This window comes from Phreatobacter sp. GW821-FHT04C01 (assembly GCF_059420385.1).
In genome coordinates this window covers 122,047-139,592 of sequence record NZ_JBWKTP010000009.1, presented here as the reverse complement: position 1 = coordinate 139,592, position 17,546 = coordinate 122,047, and the positions used below count along the sequence as shown (strand labels likewise).

Annotated in this window: 21 protein-coding genes; 11 read left to right on the top strand and 10 right to left on the bottom strand. The window is 67.3% G+C overall.

Annotated features, from left to right (window positions below):
• Nucleotides 1-28: 28 nt before the first annotated feature.
• Genes AC07WJ_RS28225 through AC07WJ_RS28215 form a run of 3 tightly spaced genes read right to left on the bottom strand, consistent with a single transcriptional unit; the run spans nt 29 to nt 1,995 of the window.
• Nucleotides 29-508 carry a hypothetical protein gene (locus AC07WJ_RS28225; RefSeq protein WP_494938027.1) on the bottom strand — a complete coding sequence of 160 codons (480 nt, stop codon included), beginning with the start codon at nt 506-508 and terminating at the stop codon, nt 29-31.
• 42 nt (nt 509-550) lie between these two features.
• Nucleotides 551-919 carry a rod-binding protein gene (locus AC07WJ_RS28220; RefSeq protein ID WP_494938026.1) on the bottom strand — a complete coding sequence of 123 codons (369 nt, stop codon included), beginning with the start codon at nt 917-919 and terminating at the stop codon, nt 551-553.
• The gene (locus AC07WJ_RS28215; RefSeq protein ID WP_494938212.1) at nt 919-1,995 is read right to left on the bottom strand and encodes a flagellar basal body P-ring protein FlgI; all 1,077 of its coding nucleotides are present in this window, start codon (nt 1,993-1,995) and stop codon (nt 919-921) included. Before AC07WJ_RS28215 ends, AC07WJ_RS28220 begins: the two co-directional genes overlap by 1 nt.
• A gap of 268 nt (nt 1,996-2,263) precedes the next feature.
• Here AC07WJ_RS28215 and AC07WJ_RS28210 point away from each other — a divergent pair, with 268 nt between their 5' ends.
• From AC07WJ_RS28210 to AC07WJ_RS28200, 3 genes are all read left to right on the top strand, one after another.
• Entirely contained in the window at nt 2,264-2,692 is a 429-nt protein-coding gene (locus AC07WJ_RS28210; RefSeq protein ID WP_494938025.1) for a flagellar assembly protein FliX, read from the top strand.
• Nucleotides 2,693-2,870: 178 nt separating this feature from the next.
• Nucleotides 2,871-3,287, top strand: coding sequence for an RNA polymerase-binding protein DksA (gene dksA / locus AC07WJ_RS28205; protein ID WP_494938024.1), 417 nt, complete (start codon nt 2,871-2,873; stop codon nt 3,285-3,287).
• Nucleotides 3,288-3,329: 42 nt separating this feature from the next.
• The gene (locus AC07WJ_RS28200) at nt 3,330-3,836 is read left to right on the top strand and encodes a hypothetical protein (RefSeq protein ID WP_494938023.1); all 507 of its coding nucleotides are present in this window, start codon (nt 3,330-3,332) and stop codon (nt 3,834-3,836) included.
• A gap of 53 nt (nt 3,837-3,889) precedes the next feature.
• Here the strand turns inward: AC07WJ_RS28200 and AC07WJ_RS28195 are convergent, their stop codons facing one another.
• Both AC07WJ_RS28195 and AC07WJ_RS28190 read right to left on the bottom strand, forming a co-directional pair.
• The gene (locus AC07WJ_RS28195; RefSeq protein WP_494938022.1) at nt 3,890-5,524 is read right to left on the bottom strand and encodes an FMN-binding glutamate synthase family protein; all 1,635 of its coding nucleotides are present in this window, start codon (nt 5,522-5,524) and stop codon (nt 3,890-3,892) included.
• 84 nt (nt 5,525-5,608) lie between these two features.
• Nucleotides 5,609-5,974, bottom strand: a complete 366-nt coding sequence (locus AC07WJ_RS28190; protein WP_494938021.1) for an HPF/RaiA family ribosome-associated protein — start codon at nt 5,972-5,974, stop codon at nt 5,609-5,611.
• A gap of 424 nt (nt 5,975-6,398) precedes the next feature.
• Here AC07WJ_RS28190 and AC07WJ_RS28185 point away from each other — a divergent pair, with 424 nt between their 5' ends.
• The 7 genes from AC07WJ_RS28185 (at nt 6,399) to AC07WJ_RS28155 (ending at nt 12,090) form a co-directional block, all read left to right on the top strand.
• A complete protein-coding gene (locus tag AC07WJ_RS28185; protein ID WP_494938020.1) occupies nt 6,399-6,851 on the top strand; it encodes a Rid family hydrolase in 453 nt (150 codons plus the stop codon).
• Between the two features lie 150 nt (nt 6,852-7,001).
• Nucleotides 7,002-7,334 carry an ArsR/SmtB family transcription factor gene (locus AC07WJ_RS28180; protein ID WP_494938019.1) on the top strand — a complete coding sequence of 111 codons (333 nt, stop codon included), beginning with the start codon at nt 7,002-7,004 and terminating at the stop codon, nt 7,332-7,334.
• Nucleotides 7,331-7,783 carry an SRPBCC family protein gene (locus AC07WJ_RS28175; protein ID WP_494938018.1) on the top strand — a complete coding sequence of 151 codons (453 nt, stop codon included), beginning with the start codon at nt 7,331-7,333 and terminating at the stop codon, nt 7,781-7,783. Before AC07WJ_RS28180 ends, AC07WJ_RS28175 begins: the two co-directional genes overlap by 4 nt.
• A gap of 34 nt (nt 7,784-7,817) precedes the next feature.
• Nucleotides 7,818-8,438, top strand: coding sequence for an ATP-dependent Clp protease proteolytic subunit (locus AC07WJ_RS28170; protein WP_494938017.1), 621 nt, complete (start codon nt 7,818-7,820; stop codon nt 8,436-8,438).
• Between the two features lie 395 nt (nt 8,439-8,833).
• The gene (locus AC07WJ_RS28165; protein WP_494938016.1) at nt 8,834-9,163 is read left to right on the top strand and encodes a DUF1236 domain-containing protein; all 330 of its coding nucleotides are present in this window, start codon (nt 8,834-8,836) and stop codon (nt 9,161-9,163) included.
• Between the two features lie 130 nt (nt 9,164-9,293).
• Nucleotides 9,294-10,847, top strand: a complete 1,554-nt coding sequence (locus tag AC07WJ_RS28160) for an IMP dehydrogenase (protein WP_494938015.1) — start codon at nt 9,294-9,296, stop codon at nt 10,845-10,847.
• Between the two features lie 175 nt (nt 10,848-11,022).
• A complete protein-coding gene (locus tag AC07WJ_RS28155) occupies nt 11,023-12,090 on the top strand; it encodes an aminoglycoside phosphotransferase (RefSeq protein ID WP_494938014.1) in 1,068 nt (355 codons plus the stop codon).
• A gap of 8 nt (nt 12,091-12,098) precedes the next feature.
• Here AC07WJ_RS28155 and AC07WJ_RS28150 read toward each other — a convergent pair whose 3' ends face one another.
• The 5 genes from AC07WJ_RS28150 to flgF form a co-directional block, all read right to left on the bottom strand.
• Nucleotides 12,099-13,085 carry an MBL fold metallo-hydrolase gene (locus tag AC07WJ_RS28150; RefSeq protein ID WP_494938013.1) on the bottom strand — a complete coding sequence of 329 codons (987 nt, stop codon included), beginning with the start codon at nt 13,083-13,085 and terminating at the stop codon, nt 12,099-12,101.
• Between the two features lie 269 nt (nt 13,086-13,354).
• Nucleotides 13,355-14,116 carry a flagellar basal body L-ring protein FlgH gene (flgH, locus tag AC07WJ_RS28145; protein ID WP_494938012.1) on the bottom strand — a complete coding sequence of 254 codons (762 nt, stop codon included), beginning with the start codon at nt 14,114-14,116 and terminating at the stop codon, nt 13,355-13,357.
• Nucleotides 14,113-15,135 (bottom strand): flagellar basal body P-ring formation chaperone FlgA, encoded by a 1,023-nt coding sequence (flgA, locus tag AC07WJ_RS28140; protein ID WP_494938011.1) that lies wholly within the window; start codon nt 15,133-15,135, stop codon nt 14,113-14,115. The genes flgH and flgA overlap by 4 nt, the downstream gene beginning before the upstream one ends.
• A 7-nt stretch (nt 15,136-15,142) precedes the next feature.
• Entirely contained in the window at nt 15,143-15,931 is a 789-nt protein-coding gene (gene flgG, locus AC07WJ_RS28135; RefSeq protein WP_494938010.1) for a flagellar basal-body rod protein FlgG, read from the bottom strand.
• A gap of 12 nt (nt 15,932-15,943) precedes the next feature.
• The gene (flgF, locus tag AC07WJ_RS28130; RefSeq protein ID WP_494938009.1) at nt 15,944-16,720 is read right to left on the bottom strand and encodes a flagellar basal-body rod protein FlgF; all 777 of its coding nucleotides are present in this window, start codon (nt 16,718-16,720) and stop codon (nt 15,944-15,946) included.
• Between the two features lie 320 nt (nt 16,721-17,040).
• Here flgF and fliL point away from each other — a divergent pair, with 320 nt between their 5' ends.
• Complete coding sequence (gene fliL, locus AC07WJ_RS28125) at nt 17,041-17,544, top strand: flagellar basal body-associated protein FliL (RefSeq protein WP_494938008.1); 504 nt, start codon at nt 17,041-17,043, stop codon at nt 17,542-17,544.
• The last annotated feature ends 2 nt before the right edge of the window (nt 17,545-17,546 follow it).

The window sequence follows — 17,546 nt, the reverse complement described above, 5'->3', positions numbered from 1 at the left end:
GCGCGAAATCGCCGCGACGTCTTTAACCCTACAATTGCCGGGACACGGTCAGGGGCGCGCCGGCGCGCGGGGCCGCGGCCGCTGCCTTGCCGTTCGCGCCGTAACCTGCCGGCGCGCGCTTGGCCTGCACGACATTGGCGACGCTGCGAATGACCCCCTCGGCGACCGCGTGGGCGGTGGCGAGCACGGCGAGATTGACCTCGAGCGCCTTCTGCAGCGTGTCGTTATCGGCCTGCAGGCCGGCAATGTGGCCGTCCGCGGCCTGCCGGACGAAGCCGGCATTGGCCTTCAGGCAGTCGAGCTCGGCCATGTAGCGGCGGGCCAGCTCGCTCTTCGCCTCGGCGACCGGCGCGGCGCGGGCGACCTTGGCGTCGCGCACCAGCGCGGTTTCCTCGGCGAGCAGGCCGTTGAGCTCGGCAATGGTCTGCCGGAGGCGCTCGACCAGCGCCACGGCCTCGGCCGCGGTGGTCAGGACGGGAATGGCTTTCGGGGCGACGGCTGCTGACATGACGGGGCTCTTCTCGCTCGGGCGCCGGCGCGGCGCGCTTGCTCAGTTCGGGCTGGGCTGATCCGGCTGCGCCGGCGCCGGGCGGGGGATCGGGGGCAGGCGGCGGGGGGCCGCTTCCTGCGCGCCGATCAGCTCGCGGTAGATGTTGGAAGCGAGCCCGATGCCGCCCTGGGCGGTGATCGACTTGGAATATTCGTCGAGCAGCATGCCGCGCCAGGCTTCGGTCTGCTTGCCGCCCATCGGCGTTTCCGTGCCGAGGCCGTTGAACATCTGGCCGAGCATGGTGTTGAGGAAGACCTGCTCGAAATTCTGGGCATTGCTCCAGGCCTTGGCCTCGCGCGAGCCGGGAATGCGGGCGGCGGCCGGGGTCGCCGGGCTGACGGCGGTCGGGACAGGGGTCAGGCTGCGCATCAGTGCACCTCGATTTCGGCCTGCAGGGCGCCGGCCGACTTGATCGCCTGGAGAATGGCGATCAGGTCGCGCGGGCCGATGCCGAGCGCGTTCAGCCCGTCGACCAGTTCCTGCAGCGACACGCCCTCCGAGACGAGCGCCAGGCCGCGGCCGTCCTCCTGGGCCTGGATCTGGGTCTGCGGGGTCACCACGGTGCGGCCACGGGCGAGCGGATTGGGCTGGCTCACCTGCGGGCGCTCGGAAATGGTCACGGTCAGGTTGCCCTGGGCCACCGCCACGGTGGAGACGCGCACGTCCTTGCCCATGACGATGATGCCGGAGGCTTCGTCGATCACCACCTTGGCGACCTGGTCGGGCTGCACGCGCAGCTGCTCGACCTCGGTCAAGAGGGCGACGATATTGCCCTCGTAGCGCGGCGGCACCTTCAGGTTGATGGTGCCGGGATCGGTCGGCTCGGCGGTCGGCTGGCCGATGAAGTCGTTGATCGCCGCGGCGATGCGCCGGGCGGTGGTGAGGTCCGGGTTGCGCAGCGCCAGGCGGATCGAGGCCATGCGGTTGATCGCGAAGGTCACCTCGCGCTCGACGATGGCGCCGTTGGAGACGCGGCCGACGGTCGGCACGCCGCGGGTGACGCGGGCGGCGGCGCCCTCGGCCTGGAAGCCCGAAATCGCCACCGCGCCCTGGCCGACGGCATAGACCTCGCCATCGGCGCCGACCAGCGGGGTGACCAGCAACTCGCCGCCCTGCAGCGAGCGGGCGTCGCCCATGGCCGACACCTTGATGTCGATGCGCGTGCCCTGGGTGGAGAAGGGCGGCAGGTTGGCGGTGACCATGACCGCCGCGACATTGGCGGTGCGCAGGTTCATGCCGCGGGTGTTGACGCCGAGCCGTTCCATCATCGACTGGATCGACTGGCGGGTGAAGGGCGAGTTGTTCAGCGTGTCGCCGGTGCCGTTGAGGCCGACCACCAGGCCGTAGCCGATCAGCTGGTTCTCGCGGATGCCCTCGACGTCGACCAGGTCCTTGATGCGCGACGTGTTGGCGCTCGCCGGCAAGGCGGCGGCGGCGATCAGCATCACGGCGAGGGCAAGGCGGCGGAACATCGGATGATCCCAGGGCGACTGGCGCGTTCCTCGCACAGCCCGTGCCAATTTCGATGTCGACCATAAGCGCTTGATAATGCAGGGATGGCTTGGCCGGCCCTGGCGTCGCGCGGGCCGGCGCCGGGCGCCACCCGGCAGCTTTTGCCGGGCATTAACGACCCCTTAACCGCGAACAGGCATTTCTTAACGCCATCGCAAGAGGTGTTGCCCCTTCGTGAAGGGGCCGTCTCGGGGGGAGAACATGCGGATCACGACCACGCCGCCGCTCGGCGCCGTCCAGACGACGCAAACTCCGGCGCGCACCGATCGCCTTCGCCCGACATTCGAACTGCCCGGCGGCACCAAAAGCGAAACGCCGCGCGCGGACGCCGCGCGTCCGGGCCTGGCAGCTGCGGGGCTGGAGACGCTTTTGGCGGTGCAGGGCATGATGCCGGACGACCGTCGCGAAAAGCGCCGGCGGGCGCTGAAGCGCGGCCATGATTCGCTCGGCCTGCTCGACGACCTGAAACTGGCCTTGCTCTCGGGTGAGCCGATGCCGGCCGTCCTGCTGAAACTGCGCGGCCTGACGGCGTCGAGCCTGGAAGCCTCGGGCGACGACGGGCTCGACGGCGTGCTGGCCGAGATCGACCTGAGGGCCCAGGTCGAGATCGCCAAGCGCGAGGCGGCCTGAGCGCTCGCGGAAGCGACCGCGCGACCCGGAAAAAAAGCCGGCATATCGGCCCGCCTCGTGAACCACGCCGGAGCGTGACGGATCCGTGACTGGTTTTGCGGTTGTCTGCCCCCGGGGCCAGTGCTATTAGGCGCCCCGAAACGCGTCTAATAGTCGCGATTCAATGAGGGGTTCGTTGATGACATTGGTGTTGGAAGCGGATTACCGCCCCACGGATTCGGAGCCGTTCATGAACGAACGGCAACGCGAATATTTCCGCAAGAAGCTCCTGGCCTGGAAAGACGACATCCTGCGCGAAGCCAAGGAAACGCTTCAAAACCTGCAGGACGAAAACCAGAATCATCCCGACATCGCCGACCGCGCCTCGTCGGAAACCGATCGTGCCATCGAGCTCAGGGCACGCGACCGGCAGCGCAAGCTGATCGCCAAGATCGACGCGGCGATCTCCCGGATCGACGACAATACCTACGGCTATTGCGAGGAGACCGGCGAGCCGATCTCCCTGAAGCGGCTGGAAGCCCGGCCGATCGCGACCCTGTCGCTGGAAGCGCAGGAACGTCACGAGCGGCGTGAGCGGGTCTATCGCGACGAATGAGCGGCGACGGCGCCCTTTCCACGGCATGAGGGGAGGGCACCGTTGAACTTCTTCCTTGGTGTCATTGCGGGCACGCCGCTCTGGGTCTGGGCGATCCTGGCGCTGATCGTGGTTCTGGGCGGCCGGGCCATGCGCCCGTCCATCGTTGCACCGTTGCGGGTGGCCATCCTGCCGGCGATCTCGACCGTCATCGCCCTGTCGATCCTGGCCTTCTCGGCCCGGCTCGCGGTCGCGGCGTCGGCCTTTGCCTGCGGAGCCGTCGCCGGCGCCGTCATCGGCGCGTTCTGGGCCAACCGCATCGGCATTGAGCCGCGCCCAGACGAGGGCGTCATCGCCATGCCGGGAACTGCGTTCTGGCTGGTCTTCGGCCTCGGCTTCTTCCTCACGCGTTATGTGCTGACGGTCTATCTGGTGCTGCACCGCGAGCTGTCGGGGCAATTCCCCTGGACCGCCTTGCCTTACGGCCTCAACGGCATCGCCATGGGCATGGCGCTCGGCTGGCTCGGGGCGATCCTGTGGCGCTACCGGCGCAGCGTGCGGGTCGCGTAGGGCGGATGAACCAACCCGCTTCCTCCGAGAGAGGGTGGCACGCGCGCGCTGCCCTAGATCCGGATCGGGTCGAAGCTCTCGGCGCTGGCGAGCTTCCAGGACGAGGCATAAAACTCGCCGTCGAGGCCGCCTTCGAGCAGGCTGCCCGGCTCGAGAAAGCGATGCAGCTGCGAGAACAGTTTGATTTCCGTGCTGCTGATCCGCCGCACCAGATGGTGGGGGCCGAGCTCGGACGGGTGCAGGACCCCCGCCGCGGCCAGCAGTTCGGCCAGGGCCTTCAAGGTGTTGCGGTGGAAGTTGTGGACACGCTGGGCCTTGTCGGGGACCACCAGGGCGCGTTGCCTGAGGGCGTCCTGGGTGGCGACGCCGGTCGGGCAGCGGTTGGTGTGGCAGCTCTGCGACTGGATGCAGCCAATGGCGAACATGAAGCCGCGGGCGCAGTTGATCCAGTCGGCGCCAATGGCGAGCAGGCTCGCCATGTCGAAGGCGCTGACCACCTTGCCGCTGGCCCCGATCCGGATCTTGCCGCGCAGGCCGGCGCCGACCAGGGTGTTGTGGACGAACAGCAGGCCCTCGCGCAGCGGCACGCCCAGGTGATCGGTGAATTCGACGGGGGCCGCACCGGTGCCGCCCTCCGAGCCGTCGACGACGATGAAGTCGGGGGTGATGCCGGTGGCGAGCATGGCCTTGACGATGCTCATGAATTCCCAGGGGTGGCCAAGGCAGAGCTTGAACCCGACGGGCTTGCCGCCGGAGAGCTCGCGCAGCCTGGCGATGAACTGCATCATTTCGATCGGCGTGCCGAAGGCGCCGTGCCTCGCCGGTGAAACGCAGGTCTCGCCTTCGGGAACGCCGCGGGTGAGGGCGATTTCCCGGCTGACCTTGTCGGCCGGCAGGATGCCGCCATGGCCCGGCTTGGCGCCCTGGCTGAGCTTGATCTCGACCATCTTGACCTGCGGATCCAGCGCCTGGGCGGCGAAGCGCTCGGGATCGAATTGGCCGCTCTCGGTCCGGCAGCCGAAATAGCCGCTGCCGAGTTCCCAGATGAGATCGCCGCCATTCTCGCGGTGATAGGGACTGATGCTGCCTTCGCCGGTGTCATGGGCGAAATTGCCCGCCTTGGCGCCGCGGTTCAGGGCGCGGATGGCATTGGCGCTGAGCGAGCCGAAGCTCATCGCCGAAATGTTCAGCACCGAGGCCGAATAGGGCTGCTTGCAGAGCGGCCCGCCGATCTCGATCCGGAGGCTCGCGGGGTCGCCGACCGGCGCCGGGCGCATGGAATGGCCGATGAATTCATAACCGTCGGCATAGACGTTCAGCAATGTTCCGAAGGGCCGGTCACCGCCCTCGTTCTTGGCGCGGGCATAAACGAGGGATCGCTCGCTGCGCGAGAACGGCAGTTTGTCGTCGTCGGCCTCGAGCAGATATTGCCGGATCTCCGGGCGGATGCCCTCGACCAGATAGCGAATGTGGCCGATCACCGGATAGTTGCGCAGGATGGCGTGATCAGGCTGCCAGAGGTCGTAGAACCCGACCAGCGACAGAAGGACGGCCGTCAGTGTGATCGGCCAAAGCCAGATCCAGAGCGGCAGGAGCGGGATCGATACGATCGCGACGATGAGGCAGAATGCGAAAGCGGCATAGCGGTTGAAGATGGAAACGGACACAGTTGCCTGCTCTCGCCACATGTCGGGAAATGCCCTGGGGCAGGGCATTTCCGTCAGCGTTGTCGGGTGAAGGGATCGGGCCGGTCGGCGCGCCGCGCCGGCGGCTCAGATCCGGGCGGTCTCGAAGGGGATGGTCCCCTTGTTCGGCCGGCCCGGCCGGGTGTCCCTCAGCTCGCGCTTCTTCCGGCGCAGCTGTTTCGCGGTCTTTTCGAGCGAAGTGTTGAAAGCCTGGTAGCAGTCCGGCGCCAGGCTGGTCGCCGAGATCATCTTGAGCGCGCCCATCTGGACGTTCAAGGTGCAGTTGATGAACGAGCCTTCACGGCTGAAATAGACGGAGGCTGCGGTCAGCTCCCCGAAGTATTTCTGGCTCACCCGGGCAATGGACTCGCGTGCGTGCAGCGGTAGCGCCTCGCCGAGTTCGACATCAGCGCTTTTGACCATGATGACGCGGTCGATATTCTCGAGTTTCATCAAGACCTCCAAATTTTGGCTGCGATCTATATTTCGTTCTGGTGAAAACGGTCTTGGCGCGATGGCCAAGATCTGTCTTCTTCCTGGACATAAGGTCGATCTGGCGGTTTGCATCCCCCCTGCGCCGAAGTGTCTCCGGCGTTTCACATTGCCGTGTGCCACCGAAGCAGCACGAGGCTATCAGGCTCCACGATTGTGTCGAGATCTGAACCTGCAATGGATTGATCTTCCCCGTCCTCGCCACGATTGCGGCCCGGGCGCGGCTGTCGGGGCGGCGATGGGCGAGGCCGGGCGACTTGATGCCGGGTCGTCGCCGATTTATATCATTTATACTACATAAATCATCGGCGTGCGGGCGCCGGGACGTCTGGCCGGCGAGCAGGTTGCCGGGCCCGCTGTTATGGACATGACCGAAATGCAAGACATGCGTCACATCACGACCCGGACCGGCAAGGTCGTCGTTCCGGCGGCACTGCAATCCGATGTCGACCAGTACCACTACGCGCCGGCGCGCCGTGCCGGCGATTTCGTCTTCGTCTCCGGCATCGTCGCCTGCAACAGGCGGGAGGCGGCGATGGATGCGGATGGGTTCCGGCAGGAATTGCGCGACGTGTTCAGGCAAATCGAGGCCCTGCTCGGTGCCAGCGGCGCCGCGCTGTCCGACGTGGTCGAGTTGCAGATGTTCCACGTCTTCGGCAGCGACAGGCTGCTGCTGGACAAGGCGGGGCAGCTGGCCGCGATCGCCGCGGTAAGGGACGAGTTCTTCGCCGCACCTTATCCGGCGGCGGTCGAACTCGGCGTCGCCGCGCTGAATCCGGATGGCGGCCTGGTCGAAATCAAGGCGGTCGCCCATGCGCCCGGAGCGTCGCCTCCATGACCTCGGCATTGGCGGCATGACACGCGGCTGGTCGGCCCCCGGCACGGCGCCCGGCTGACCGGACCTGCGACGCCGGGATCGGTCGAGAAGCGGCGCGCGCCGGCAAAAATTGGGCTTGCGAATCTCATAAGTATGTACTTATGTTTCGTCATGACCCAGGCAGAAGCGCCGCGCACGGCCGAGATCTTCAGAGCACTGGCCGATCCGACCCGCCGGGCGGTGTTCGAGCGGCTGGCCGATGGCGAGCGGAACGCCACCGAGCTGCGTCAGGGGCTGAATATCTCCCAGCCGGCCATGTCGCAGCATCTGGCGGTGCTGCGTTCGGCCGGCCTTGTCGCCGAGCAGCGCAGCGGCCGCAACGTCAATTACCGGGTCGATCCCGGCGGGCTGGCGCAGATCGCCCAGTGGCTCGGCCGCTACCGGGCCTTCTGGCCGGAGCGGGTGGAGGCGCTGAAGCAATTGTTGAAGGAGATGGACCAATGACCGAGGCCCGCGACACGCAGGAGCACCGGGCGGCCCTGAACTTCGAATTCGACCTGGACGCGCCGCCGGCCAAGGTCTGGCGGGCGATGACCGTGCCGGATTTCGTCGCGCGCTGGCTGCCGGTCCGGCCGGCATCGGCCGAGACCGCCGTGCCCGAGGCCGCCGTGCCCAGTACCGCTGTGCCCAGCACCGGCGGGCCGGCAACGACCGCGCCATTACCGGCCTTGCTGCGCGTGCTCGACCAGGAGCCCGGGCGCTGGGTGCGCTATAGTTGGCAGGAGGCGCACCATGACGGGCCCGACAGCGTGGTGACGTTCCGGCTGGATCCGAACGGGGCGGGGGGAACCCGGCTTCGCATCGCGCATGTGCTCGCCGCGGCGGTCGGGCCGCCGGCGCGCCAGACCGCCGCCAACAGCAACACCCCGCTGCTGCTGCTGCGCGCGGCCTGACAGCCTTTCAATTCGGTCGAGGAGTGCTTCGCAAATGCGCGACATGATGCAGCTTGTCCCGATGGTCGTCGAGCAATCCAGCCGCGGCGAGAGGTCATTCGATATTTATTCGCGCCTGCTGCGCGAGCGCATCGTCTTTCTGAACGGCGAGGTCGAAGACGGCATGGCCGCGCTCATCTGCGCGCAGCTCCTGTTCCTGGAATCGGAAAACCCCAAAAAGCCGATCTCGATGTACATCAACTCACCGGGCGGGGTGATCACCAGCGGCCTGGCCATCTACGACACCATGCAGTTCATCACCAGCCCGGTGGCGACCTTGTGCATGGGGACGGCGCGGTCGATGGGCTCGTTCCTGCTGATGGCCGGAGAACCGGGCCATCGCGCGGCCTTGCCCAATGCCAGCATTCATGTGCACCAGCCGCTGGGCGGCTACCAGGGCCAGGCCTCCGACATTCTCATCCATGCCGAAGAGATGCGGCAGACCAAGCATCGCGTCACGACGCTTTACGCCCGGCATTGCGGGCGGTCCTATGAGGAGGTCGAAAGGACGCTCGACCGGGACCATTTCATGACCGCCGGCGAGGCGCGCGACTGGGGCCTCGTCGACGCGGTCATCGCCACCCGGGGCGACGCGGACGACGTCACGCTATCGTGACAACTCTTGCCGGCCGAAAGCCGGCCCGGGCGGGAACATTGGGTGTCTCCGTCCGTTGCGCCAGCGATGCGGAGATCTCCAGGCGAACCGGAACGGAACCAAAGGGCTTACAGGCCGCACGGCATCGTTTCAGCCCTGCGCCGCGGTGAGGCAGTCCATGCCGCCGCGGCCCGGTGCGATACCGATGCCGGCGGCGCGTTCGCGCCCGGTCGGCTTCATCACATTCAAATCCGCGTCACCACGGGCATGCCCGCCGGTCCGGCATGGAATGCGGCTGGCCGGTGGCCGGCCGGCACGACACCGGACCCGTGGGACAACTCACGGACAGCACGCGCGGGATCCTGCACACCGCAGCACCTCCCGGCGCACGCGTCCGCCCACAATGGAGAACGATCATGAATGCGAAAATCAGCCTTCTGGCGCTGTCGCTCCTCGCCATGACGCCCGCTATGTCCCATGTCGCACTGGCGCAGGGCGCGGGCGACGCCGCGCAAGCCTATAACGACGAAGATCGCGCATTCATGAGCGGCTATATCAGCCGCATGAATATGCCGTCGGCGACGATCCCGGGCGAGGTCACCGTCGGCATGCAAATGCCCGAGGGCGTCCAGTATCACGAGATCCAGGGACATGCCCGGTTGCAGGGCCATCGCTATACCCATGTCAACAACAGGCATGTCATCGTCAACCGCGAAGGCCGTGTGGTCGCCATCCATCGCCAATAGGCCCGGGCGGGCAGCCGCCGCCTGGGTGGCGGCTGCCCGCGTCGAATGAGGCCGGTCGGCCGGATCGACCGCGCGATATCGAGGCCGTTTCGGCGATTGACACACCATCCGTTGTACAATATTCGACGACATGGCCTATATCTATGATGAACCGAGCCGCACCTTCGGCGAATATCTGCTCATCCCGAACCTGACCGCCAGGGATTGCCTGCCGGAAAGGGTGGACTTGTCGGCGCCGGTCGTGCGCTTCAAGGCGGATCCCGCGGGCGGCCCGCCCGGAGCCGGCCTCTCGCCCCTGACGATCAATGTTCCGGTGACCAGCGCGCTGATGCAGTCGGTCTCGGGAGAAGAGCTTTCGATCGCGCTGGCGCGCTGCGGCGGCCTGTCCTTCGTTTTCGGCTCGCAGGCCATCGATGACCAGGTGGCGATGGTCGGCCGCGTCAAGAACTACAAGGCGGGTTTCGTCGTCAGCGATTCGAACCTGCCGCCGCGCGCGACCTTCGCCGATGTGGTGGCGCTGACCGAACGGACCGGCCATTCGACCATCGCGGTCACCGAGGACGGCACGGCGACCGGCAAGCTGGTCGGCATCATCACCAGCCGCGACTATCGCCGGGGCAAGACCCCGCCGGCGACGCCGGTCGCCGAGATCATGACGCCGCTGGCGGCCATCCATTGCGCCGAGATCGGCATCGACCTGCCGGCCGCCAACGACCTGATCTGGAAGCACAAGGTCAATTGCCTGCCGGTGGTCGATGCCGACCAGCGGCTGCGCTACCTGATCTTCCGCAAGGACTATGACGCCCACAAGGAACACCCGCTGGAAAATGTCGACCGCGACAAGCGGCTGATCGTCGGCGCGGGCATCAACACGCGCGACTATCGCGAGCGGGTTCCGGCCCTGCTGGCGGCCGGCGCCGACGTGCTCTGCATCGATTCCTCCGACGGCTATTCCGAATGGCAGGCGGATGCGATCGCCTTCATCAAGTCGACCTATCCGGACCGGGGTCATGTCGGCGCTGGCAATGTCGTCGACCGCGAGGGCTTCCGTTACCTGGCCGAGGCCGGGGCGGATTTCGTCAAGGTCGGCATTGGCGGCGGTTCGATCTGCATCACCCGCGAGCAGAAGGGCATCGGCCGCGGCCAGGCCTCGGCGGTGATCGAAGTGGCCAAGGCGCGCGACGAATATTTCCGCGAGACCGGCATCTATGTGCCGGTCTGTTCCGACGGCGGCATCAGCCAGGACTATCACATCACCCTGGCGCTCGCGATGGGGGCCGACTTCGTCATGCTCGGCCGCTACTTCGCGCGCTTCGACGAGGCGCCCGGCCGGAAGGTCCAGATCAACAACCAGTTCATGAAGGAATATTGGGGCGAGGGCAGCAATCGCGCGCGCAACTGGCAGCGTTACGACCATGGCAGCAGCGACGATCTCGCCAAGAAAAAGAAGCTGACCTTCGAGGAGGGCGTCGACAGCTATGTGCCCTATGCCGGCAAGCTGCGCGACAATCTCGAGGCGAGCCTCGCCAAGATCCGCTCGACCCTGTGCAATTGCGGCGCGCTCAGCCTGCCGGAATTCTATCAGCGGGCCCGGCTGACCGTGGCCTCGGCGGTCAGCATTCGCGAGGGCGGTGCCCATGACGTGGTGCTGAAGGACGTCCATGGCGAGCCGGTGGAGAGCTAGGTCGAGATCACTTCAGAGCGGAATACCGCATGGCGGGTGGTCGTCCTTGATGCCGTGCGCTTCAATCCGAACCGATCAGGCCTTGGCCACGACACGAGAAAGCACGCAGTCTTCCGGTGTTTTCCACCCGTGCGCGGCGGGCTAGAGTGCGTTCTGGCTGTGAGGACGACCCGGCATGACGACAGCGTTACCGCCGGACATGGCCGATGCCGGGCACCTGACCGAAGCCCTGCGCCGATCCGGGGCGCTCGGTGACGGCCGTGTCGCCAGCGTCGCGGTCGAGCGTTCCTTCGCCACCATCCTGTCGCATATTTTCCAGCTCCGCCCGACCTATGAGGGGGCCGATGCCGGCGCGCCCGGCTCGCTCATCCTGAAGGCGGGCCTGACCACCCGCCCCGGCGGTCCCTGGCATGGCGGCCGGCACGAGGTGGCGTTTTATCGCGATGTCGCGCCGGCGATGCTCGCGGGACTCGTGCCGCGCTGTTTCGATGCCCAGGTCAATGCGGAGACCGGGGCCTGGCATCTCCTGCTCGAGGACCTCTCGCAAACCCATGTCGTCGCGACCCAATGGCCCTTGCCGCCGAAGCTGGCGCAATGCGAGGCCATCATCCGGACGCGGGCGCGCTTCCAGGCGGCGTGGTGGGACGATCCGCGCCTCGGCGCAAGCATTGGCGGCTTTGACGATATCGCGACGACCGATCGGAACCTGCAGGGCCTGGCGGAGCGGTTCGCGCGTTTCGCCGACGATCTCGGCGACCGGCTTTCCGTCGGGCGGCGGGCGCTCTACGAGCGCCTTCTCGACGCCGGGCCGCGCCTGATGGCGCGTTATCATACGCGCCGCAACATGACGGTCGTGCAGGGCGACGCGCATGTCTGGAACTACTTCCTGATGCGCGGCGACGGCCCAGACGACGGTCGGCTGTTCGACTGGGATTGCTGGCGGGTCGATATCGGGACGGATGACCTCGCCTATATGATGGCCGTCCATTGGTACCCGGATTTCCGGCAAGGCGCCGAGCGGCATCTGCTGGACTGCCATCACGACGAACTGACGGCGCGCGGCGTCCAGGGCTATGACCGCCGCGCCCTGCAGGACGACTACCGCCTGTCGGTGCTCTGGCAGATCGCGACGCCGATCTGGCAGCACGCCAACGGCATCCCGCCGGTGATCTGGTGGAACAATCTCGAGCGCATCCACCTCGCCGTGGACGATCTCGGCTGCCGCGACCTTCTGGCCGGCTGAGGCCGCCGTCAGATCGGCCGCCAGGCGACCGGCACGAAGCGGTAGCCGTCGCCATCGCGCACGACATGGCCGATGCCGGGGAAGGGCAGGTGCATGCCGGCCACCGTGATGCGGTCGGTGGCGGTCATGTCGAACATCCGCTTGCGCGAGGCCGCGGCCATGTCCTGGCTGGTGTCGAAGGCGATCGACCAGTCGGGTTTGGCGAACTGGAACGCGGCAGCGTGGACGATGTCGCCCCAGACCAGCAATTGCTGGTCGCCCGAGGTGATGCGGTAGCCGGTATGGCCGGGCGTGTGGCCGGGCGCGGCGATGGCGGCGATGCCCGGCACGACCTCGCCATCCGCGCTGATCCGGCGCAGCCGCTTGGCGTCCGCATAGGGTTTCACCGCGACCTGCGCCATCTGGAAGAAGGCCTGCACGTCCTTGGGCGCCTGGTTCATGATGCCCTGGTCGTTCCAGAAGTCGTATTCGGTGCCGGCGACCACCACTTCGGCATTGGGGAAGAACGGCTTGCCGTCGGGCGTGATCAGGCCATTGGCGTGGTCGGGATGCAGGTGGGTCATCAGCACGACGTCGACCTGATCGGGCGTCACGCCGGAGGCGGCAAGGTTTCTCGGCATCAGGCCGAGCGTCGGGCCCATGGCGGTGGCCGTGCCGGTGTCGATCATGACCAGGCGGTCACCCGAATTGACCAGGTAGGTGTTGACGGGCGCATTGACCGGGGTCCCGCGGGGCAGGGCCGCCCGCTCGAGCAGGGTGCCGGCCTCGCCATCGGTCGCCTTGGGGAACAGGGCCTGGGGCAGGTCGAGGTGGCCGTCGAGCACGGCGGTGACCTCGATGGTGCCGACCTTCAGGCGATAGACCCCGGCGACCTGCGATCCCGCGAGCGGCGCGCGGGCAAAGGCCGGCCCCGCCGCGAGCAGGGCGAGGCCGGTGCCGGCGGCCTTCAGGAGACCACGGCGATCGAAGCTTGCAGTGCCATTGGTGATGATCAATGTCGCCTCCCTGGATTGCAACGGACGCGGAGCCTAGCCGGTCACCCGTGACAGGCATTTCACAAGACGGTGAGGTCGGGAGCTCCAAAAAAAGCGAGCGCCGCCCGTGTGGGAGCACGGGCGGCGTCGGGGTTGGCCGTATCGCCTGGGGAGCGGGGACGGCTGGGGAGGTGCCGGAACGCCTGGGGAGCGGGACGGCTGGGGAGGTGCCGGAGCGCCTGGGGAGCGGGACGGCGGAGCAGGATGGATCGGGTGAGGGCGTCAGGACCTCACCAGGGCAGGAGCACGTCGAGCGCCTGCTGGCCGTAGCGCGGCTGCTGGACGTCGGTGATCTGGCCGCGGCCGCCATAACCGATGCGGGCATGGGCGATCTTGGCGGAATCGATGGTGTTGTCGCTCTCGATGTCCTCGGGACGGACGATGCCGGCGACGATCAGTTCGCGCACCTCGAAATTGACCCGGATCTCCTGCTTGCCTTCCAGCACCAGGTTGCCGTTGGGCAGGATCTGGGTGACCACCGCCGCGACATTGGTGACCAGCTGTTCGGAGCGGTTGATCGTGCCCTTGCCGTCGCTGCCGCTCTGGCTGTTGAGGGTGAGCAGGTTGGCCGGATCGGCGCCGCCGCGGCGAATGCCGTTTTCCAGGCCGAACATGTTGGCTGCGCCGAAACCCTCGGTATTGGCGCGGGTCCGGTTGGTCTCGTTGGACAGCGTCGCCTGGTCGGTGATCTTGACCTTGATGGTCATGATGTCGCCGACCCGCTGGGCTCGCTGGTCGCGGAAGAAGGCGCGCGAGCCGTTGCGCCAGAGCGAGTTGGGATTGTGCGAGACCGGCACCGGGTCGGGCATCGGCATGGAGACCGGCCGGTAGCCGGCCTGGGTCTGCGGATTGTTGATGGCGGAGAGGGCCGGCTGCTGGCCGATATTGCGGAGCCGGTCCGGCGCGCCGCAGGCGGCTGTCGTGAGCGTCGCGGCGGCGACGAGGGCAAGGCGGGCGGTACGCATGGCGGATCCTGGCGCGAACGCGGTCATTGCGGGATGGGGCTGCTGGGCTGGACGGGTATGGTGGCGGCCGAGATCGTGGTGATCGACGGCCGCTGCACGACGGTGACGCGGTTCTGTCCGGTGACGGTCGCCTGCATGGTCTTGCGGGTCCCCAGGTTCTGCACCTGGATGATGTCGCCTTCGGCGCCGGCCTCCATGGCCTTGCCGCGAATGGTCAGCGACAGGCCGCCGACCTCGTAGATGATCAGGACATTGCCGTTGCGCTCGACGATCTCGGGCTTCATCAGGTCGCCGACGCGGAAGGCGCGCTCAGCCTGCAGCGGCCGGCGGGCCGCCTGGCCGACGGCCTGGGCGAGGGTCGAGATGGCGTCCGGCGGCACGCCGTTCAGTTCGTTGCGCGGCCGCCGCTCGACCACCAGGTCGGTGGTCTTGATCACCTCGCCGCGCCCGATGGTGCGGGCCGGCACGAGGAATTCGACCAGCTCGGCGGCCTGGCCGGTGACGCGGAAGCCGCCGCCGCGTTCGGCCAATGCCGAGCCGTGGACGCCGAGCACCGCCTCGAAGCGGCCGGTGCGCGGGTCGTGGTCGATGCGGCTGACCGTCAGGTCGCCGCGGGCGGTCGGCTCCACCGCGATCGGGCGGGTGCCGCGGTCGAAGGTGACGGCGATGCGGGCGGAATCGTCGACGCCGAGCGAGCGGGCAATGGCCGAGGCGATGCGCTCCTCCATGTCGGCGAGCGGCATGACGCGGGCGGCGCGGGTGACCGAGACGTCGGTCCGGTCGCCGGTCTCGATGCGGGCGAGCCCCATGCGCTTGGCGGCTTCCAGGATGCGCCAGGTGGGCACCGAGCCGGTATGGCCCATGTCGGGCGAGCGGAACACGGCGACGTCGCCGAAACGGCCGGCATTGTCGACGAGATCGCCCAGACGGACGAGCTCGCCCGTGATGGTGACGCTGGCGCGCAGCGTCGGCGGCGCTTCGGCATGCGCCGCCATCGGGGCGATGAGGCCGATGACGAGGGGGATCGACGAACGTGCCAGCCGCATGACGACCTCAGCGCATGATCTGGGCGGTGGACTGCAGCATCTGGTCGGCGGCCGAGATGATGCGGGCGTTCATTTCATAGGCGCGCTGGGCCGCGATCAGGTCGGAGATCTCGGACACCGCCGTGACGTTCGACTGTTCGAGGTTCTTCTGCAGCAGCGAGCCCATGCCGTCGACATTCGGCGCCGTGGTGGTCGGCTGGCCGGACGCGGCGGTCTCCAGGAACAGGTTGTCGCCGATCGATTCCAGGCCGGCCTTGTTGATGAAGCGCGACAGCTGGATGGTGCCCACCGTCTGCGGCGCGACCTGGTTCTGCAACTGCACCTGGACGAGGCCCGACGGATTGATGGTGACCGCGCGGGCGGTCGCGGGAATGGTAATGCCGGGATCGACCAGGTTGCCGTCGACGGTGACCAACTGGCCCTGGTCGTTCAGCTCGAACGAGCCGTCGCGGGTATAGCCGGTGCGGCCGTCGGGCAGCTGGATGCGGAAATAGCCTTCGCCGCGAATGGCGATGTCGTAGTCCTTTTCGGTCGGCAGGATGTTGCCCTGGCTCATCACCCGCGAGGTCGCGGCCGGCTTGACACCCGAGCCGATGGCGATGCCGACCGGCAGGACATTGCCCTGCTGCGAGTTCTGCATGCCGGCGCGGCGCTGCTGGTCGTAGAGCATGTCCTGGAATTCGGCCCGCTGGCGCTTGAAGCCGGTGGTCCGCATGTTCGCGATATTGTTGGAGATCACTTCGACAGTGAGCTCCTGGGCCATCATGCCGGTGGCTGCGGTGTGGAGGGCGCGCATGGATCAGGCTCCTCAGCTTGACGGGTTGCCGAGCGAGCGGATCGCATCGCGGCGGAGTTGGTCGTGGCGTTCGATGCTGGAGGCGAGCGAGGTATAGGCGCGCGTCACCTCGATCATGCGGGACATTTCCAGCACCGGGGTGACGTTGGACTTCTCGATGAAGCCCTGGCGCACATCGATATTGCCGATGGCGACGCTGGCGGCTTGAGCACCGCCGCGCAGGCTGAACAGGTTGTCGCCGGCCTTTTCCATGGCGCGCGGCGTGTTGCCGTCGACGACGCGCAGGCGGCCACGCTGGCCGGCCGGTGCGTTGGCGGTGGCGCCACGGGCGCTGATCGTGCCGTCGCGGGTGATGGTGATGCCGTTGTCGGCCTGGTCGAAGGCGATCGGGCCGTTCTCGCCCAGCACCTGGTAGCCCTGCTTGGTGACGAGCTGGCCCTGGGCGTTGATCTCGAACGAGCCGTTGCGGGTGTAGCGCTCGCCCTCGGGCGTCTGGACCACGAAATAGCCGCGTCCGCCGAGCCCGACATCGAGCGCATTGCCCGTCGGTTCCATCGGTCCCTGGCGCATATTGGTCGCGGTCGCGCGGTCCCAGACGAAGGATGTCCGCCGGTCGGCGCCGCGCTGAAAGGTGTCGTCGCGGGCGGTCGGCGAGATGAATTCCTGGAACACGACCTCGTCGCTCTTGAACCCCGTGGTGTTCAAGTTCGCGAGATTATTGGCAATAACGTCCAGCTCCCGCTGCAGGGCGACCTGCCGCGAGAGGCCGACGAGAGATACGTTCTCCATCGGGCCAGTCCCAGATTTTGGCCGGCTCGCACATCGCCTCTCCCAAGGCTTTGGCGCGCGGGCTGCTCCCCAGATCGGGCGCGTCGGTCGTTCTCCCAAACGACGTGGCGCCCATCCCAGTCATCGCAGGACCTGTGCCAACTCGCTCGTTCAAGCAATATCAACCACTTATCGAGAGATTTGGGTAACCATAAGCCCGGCAGAAAGCGCCGCCGAAGCGCGAACGACCCGGCAATTCTTGCCGCGCGTTAACGAAAATAAACGGGCTGTTAACCATTGCGACGACATCGTCCGGACAGTGAGTCTGGCGGGCGCAAGTCATGGCAATGAAACCGAAAAAAGCCGATGCGGCCGTCGAAGACGGCGAGGAGGGCGAGGTCGCCCCCGCCGGCTCCAAGAAGAAGATGGTGCTGATCGGCGCGGCGCTCGCCCTGGTCGTCGCCGGCGCCGGTGGCTGGTTCTTCGTGCTGAAGCCGCGTGCCGCCGCGCATCAGGCCGAGGCGGCGCAGGCGCCGAGCACGGTGGCCTTCCTCGATCTGCCGGAAATGACGGTCAACCTGTCTGTCGGCCAGGACCGCGCGCAATATCTGCGCGTCAAGGTCGCGCTGGAGGTGGCCGATGCCAAGACCGCCGACCAGATCAAGCCGGTCATGCCGCGCGTGGTCGACGCCTTCCAGCTCTACCTGCGCGAAGTCCGGCCCTCGGATATCGAGGGATCGGCGGGCATTTTTCGCCTGCGCGACGAGCTGACCCGCCGGGTCAATACCGCGGTTCATCCGGCACGGGTCAATGCCGTGCTGTTCCGCGAAATCATCGTGCAGTGACG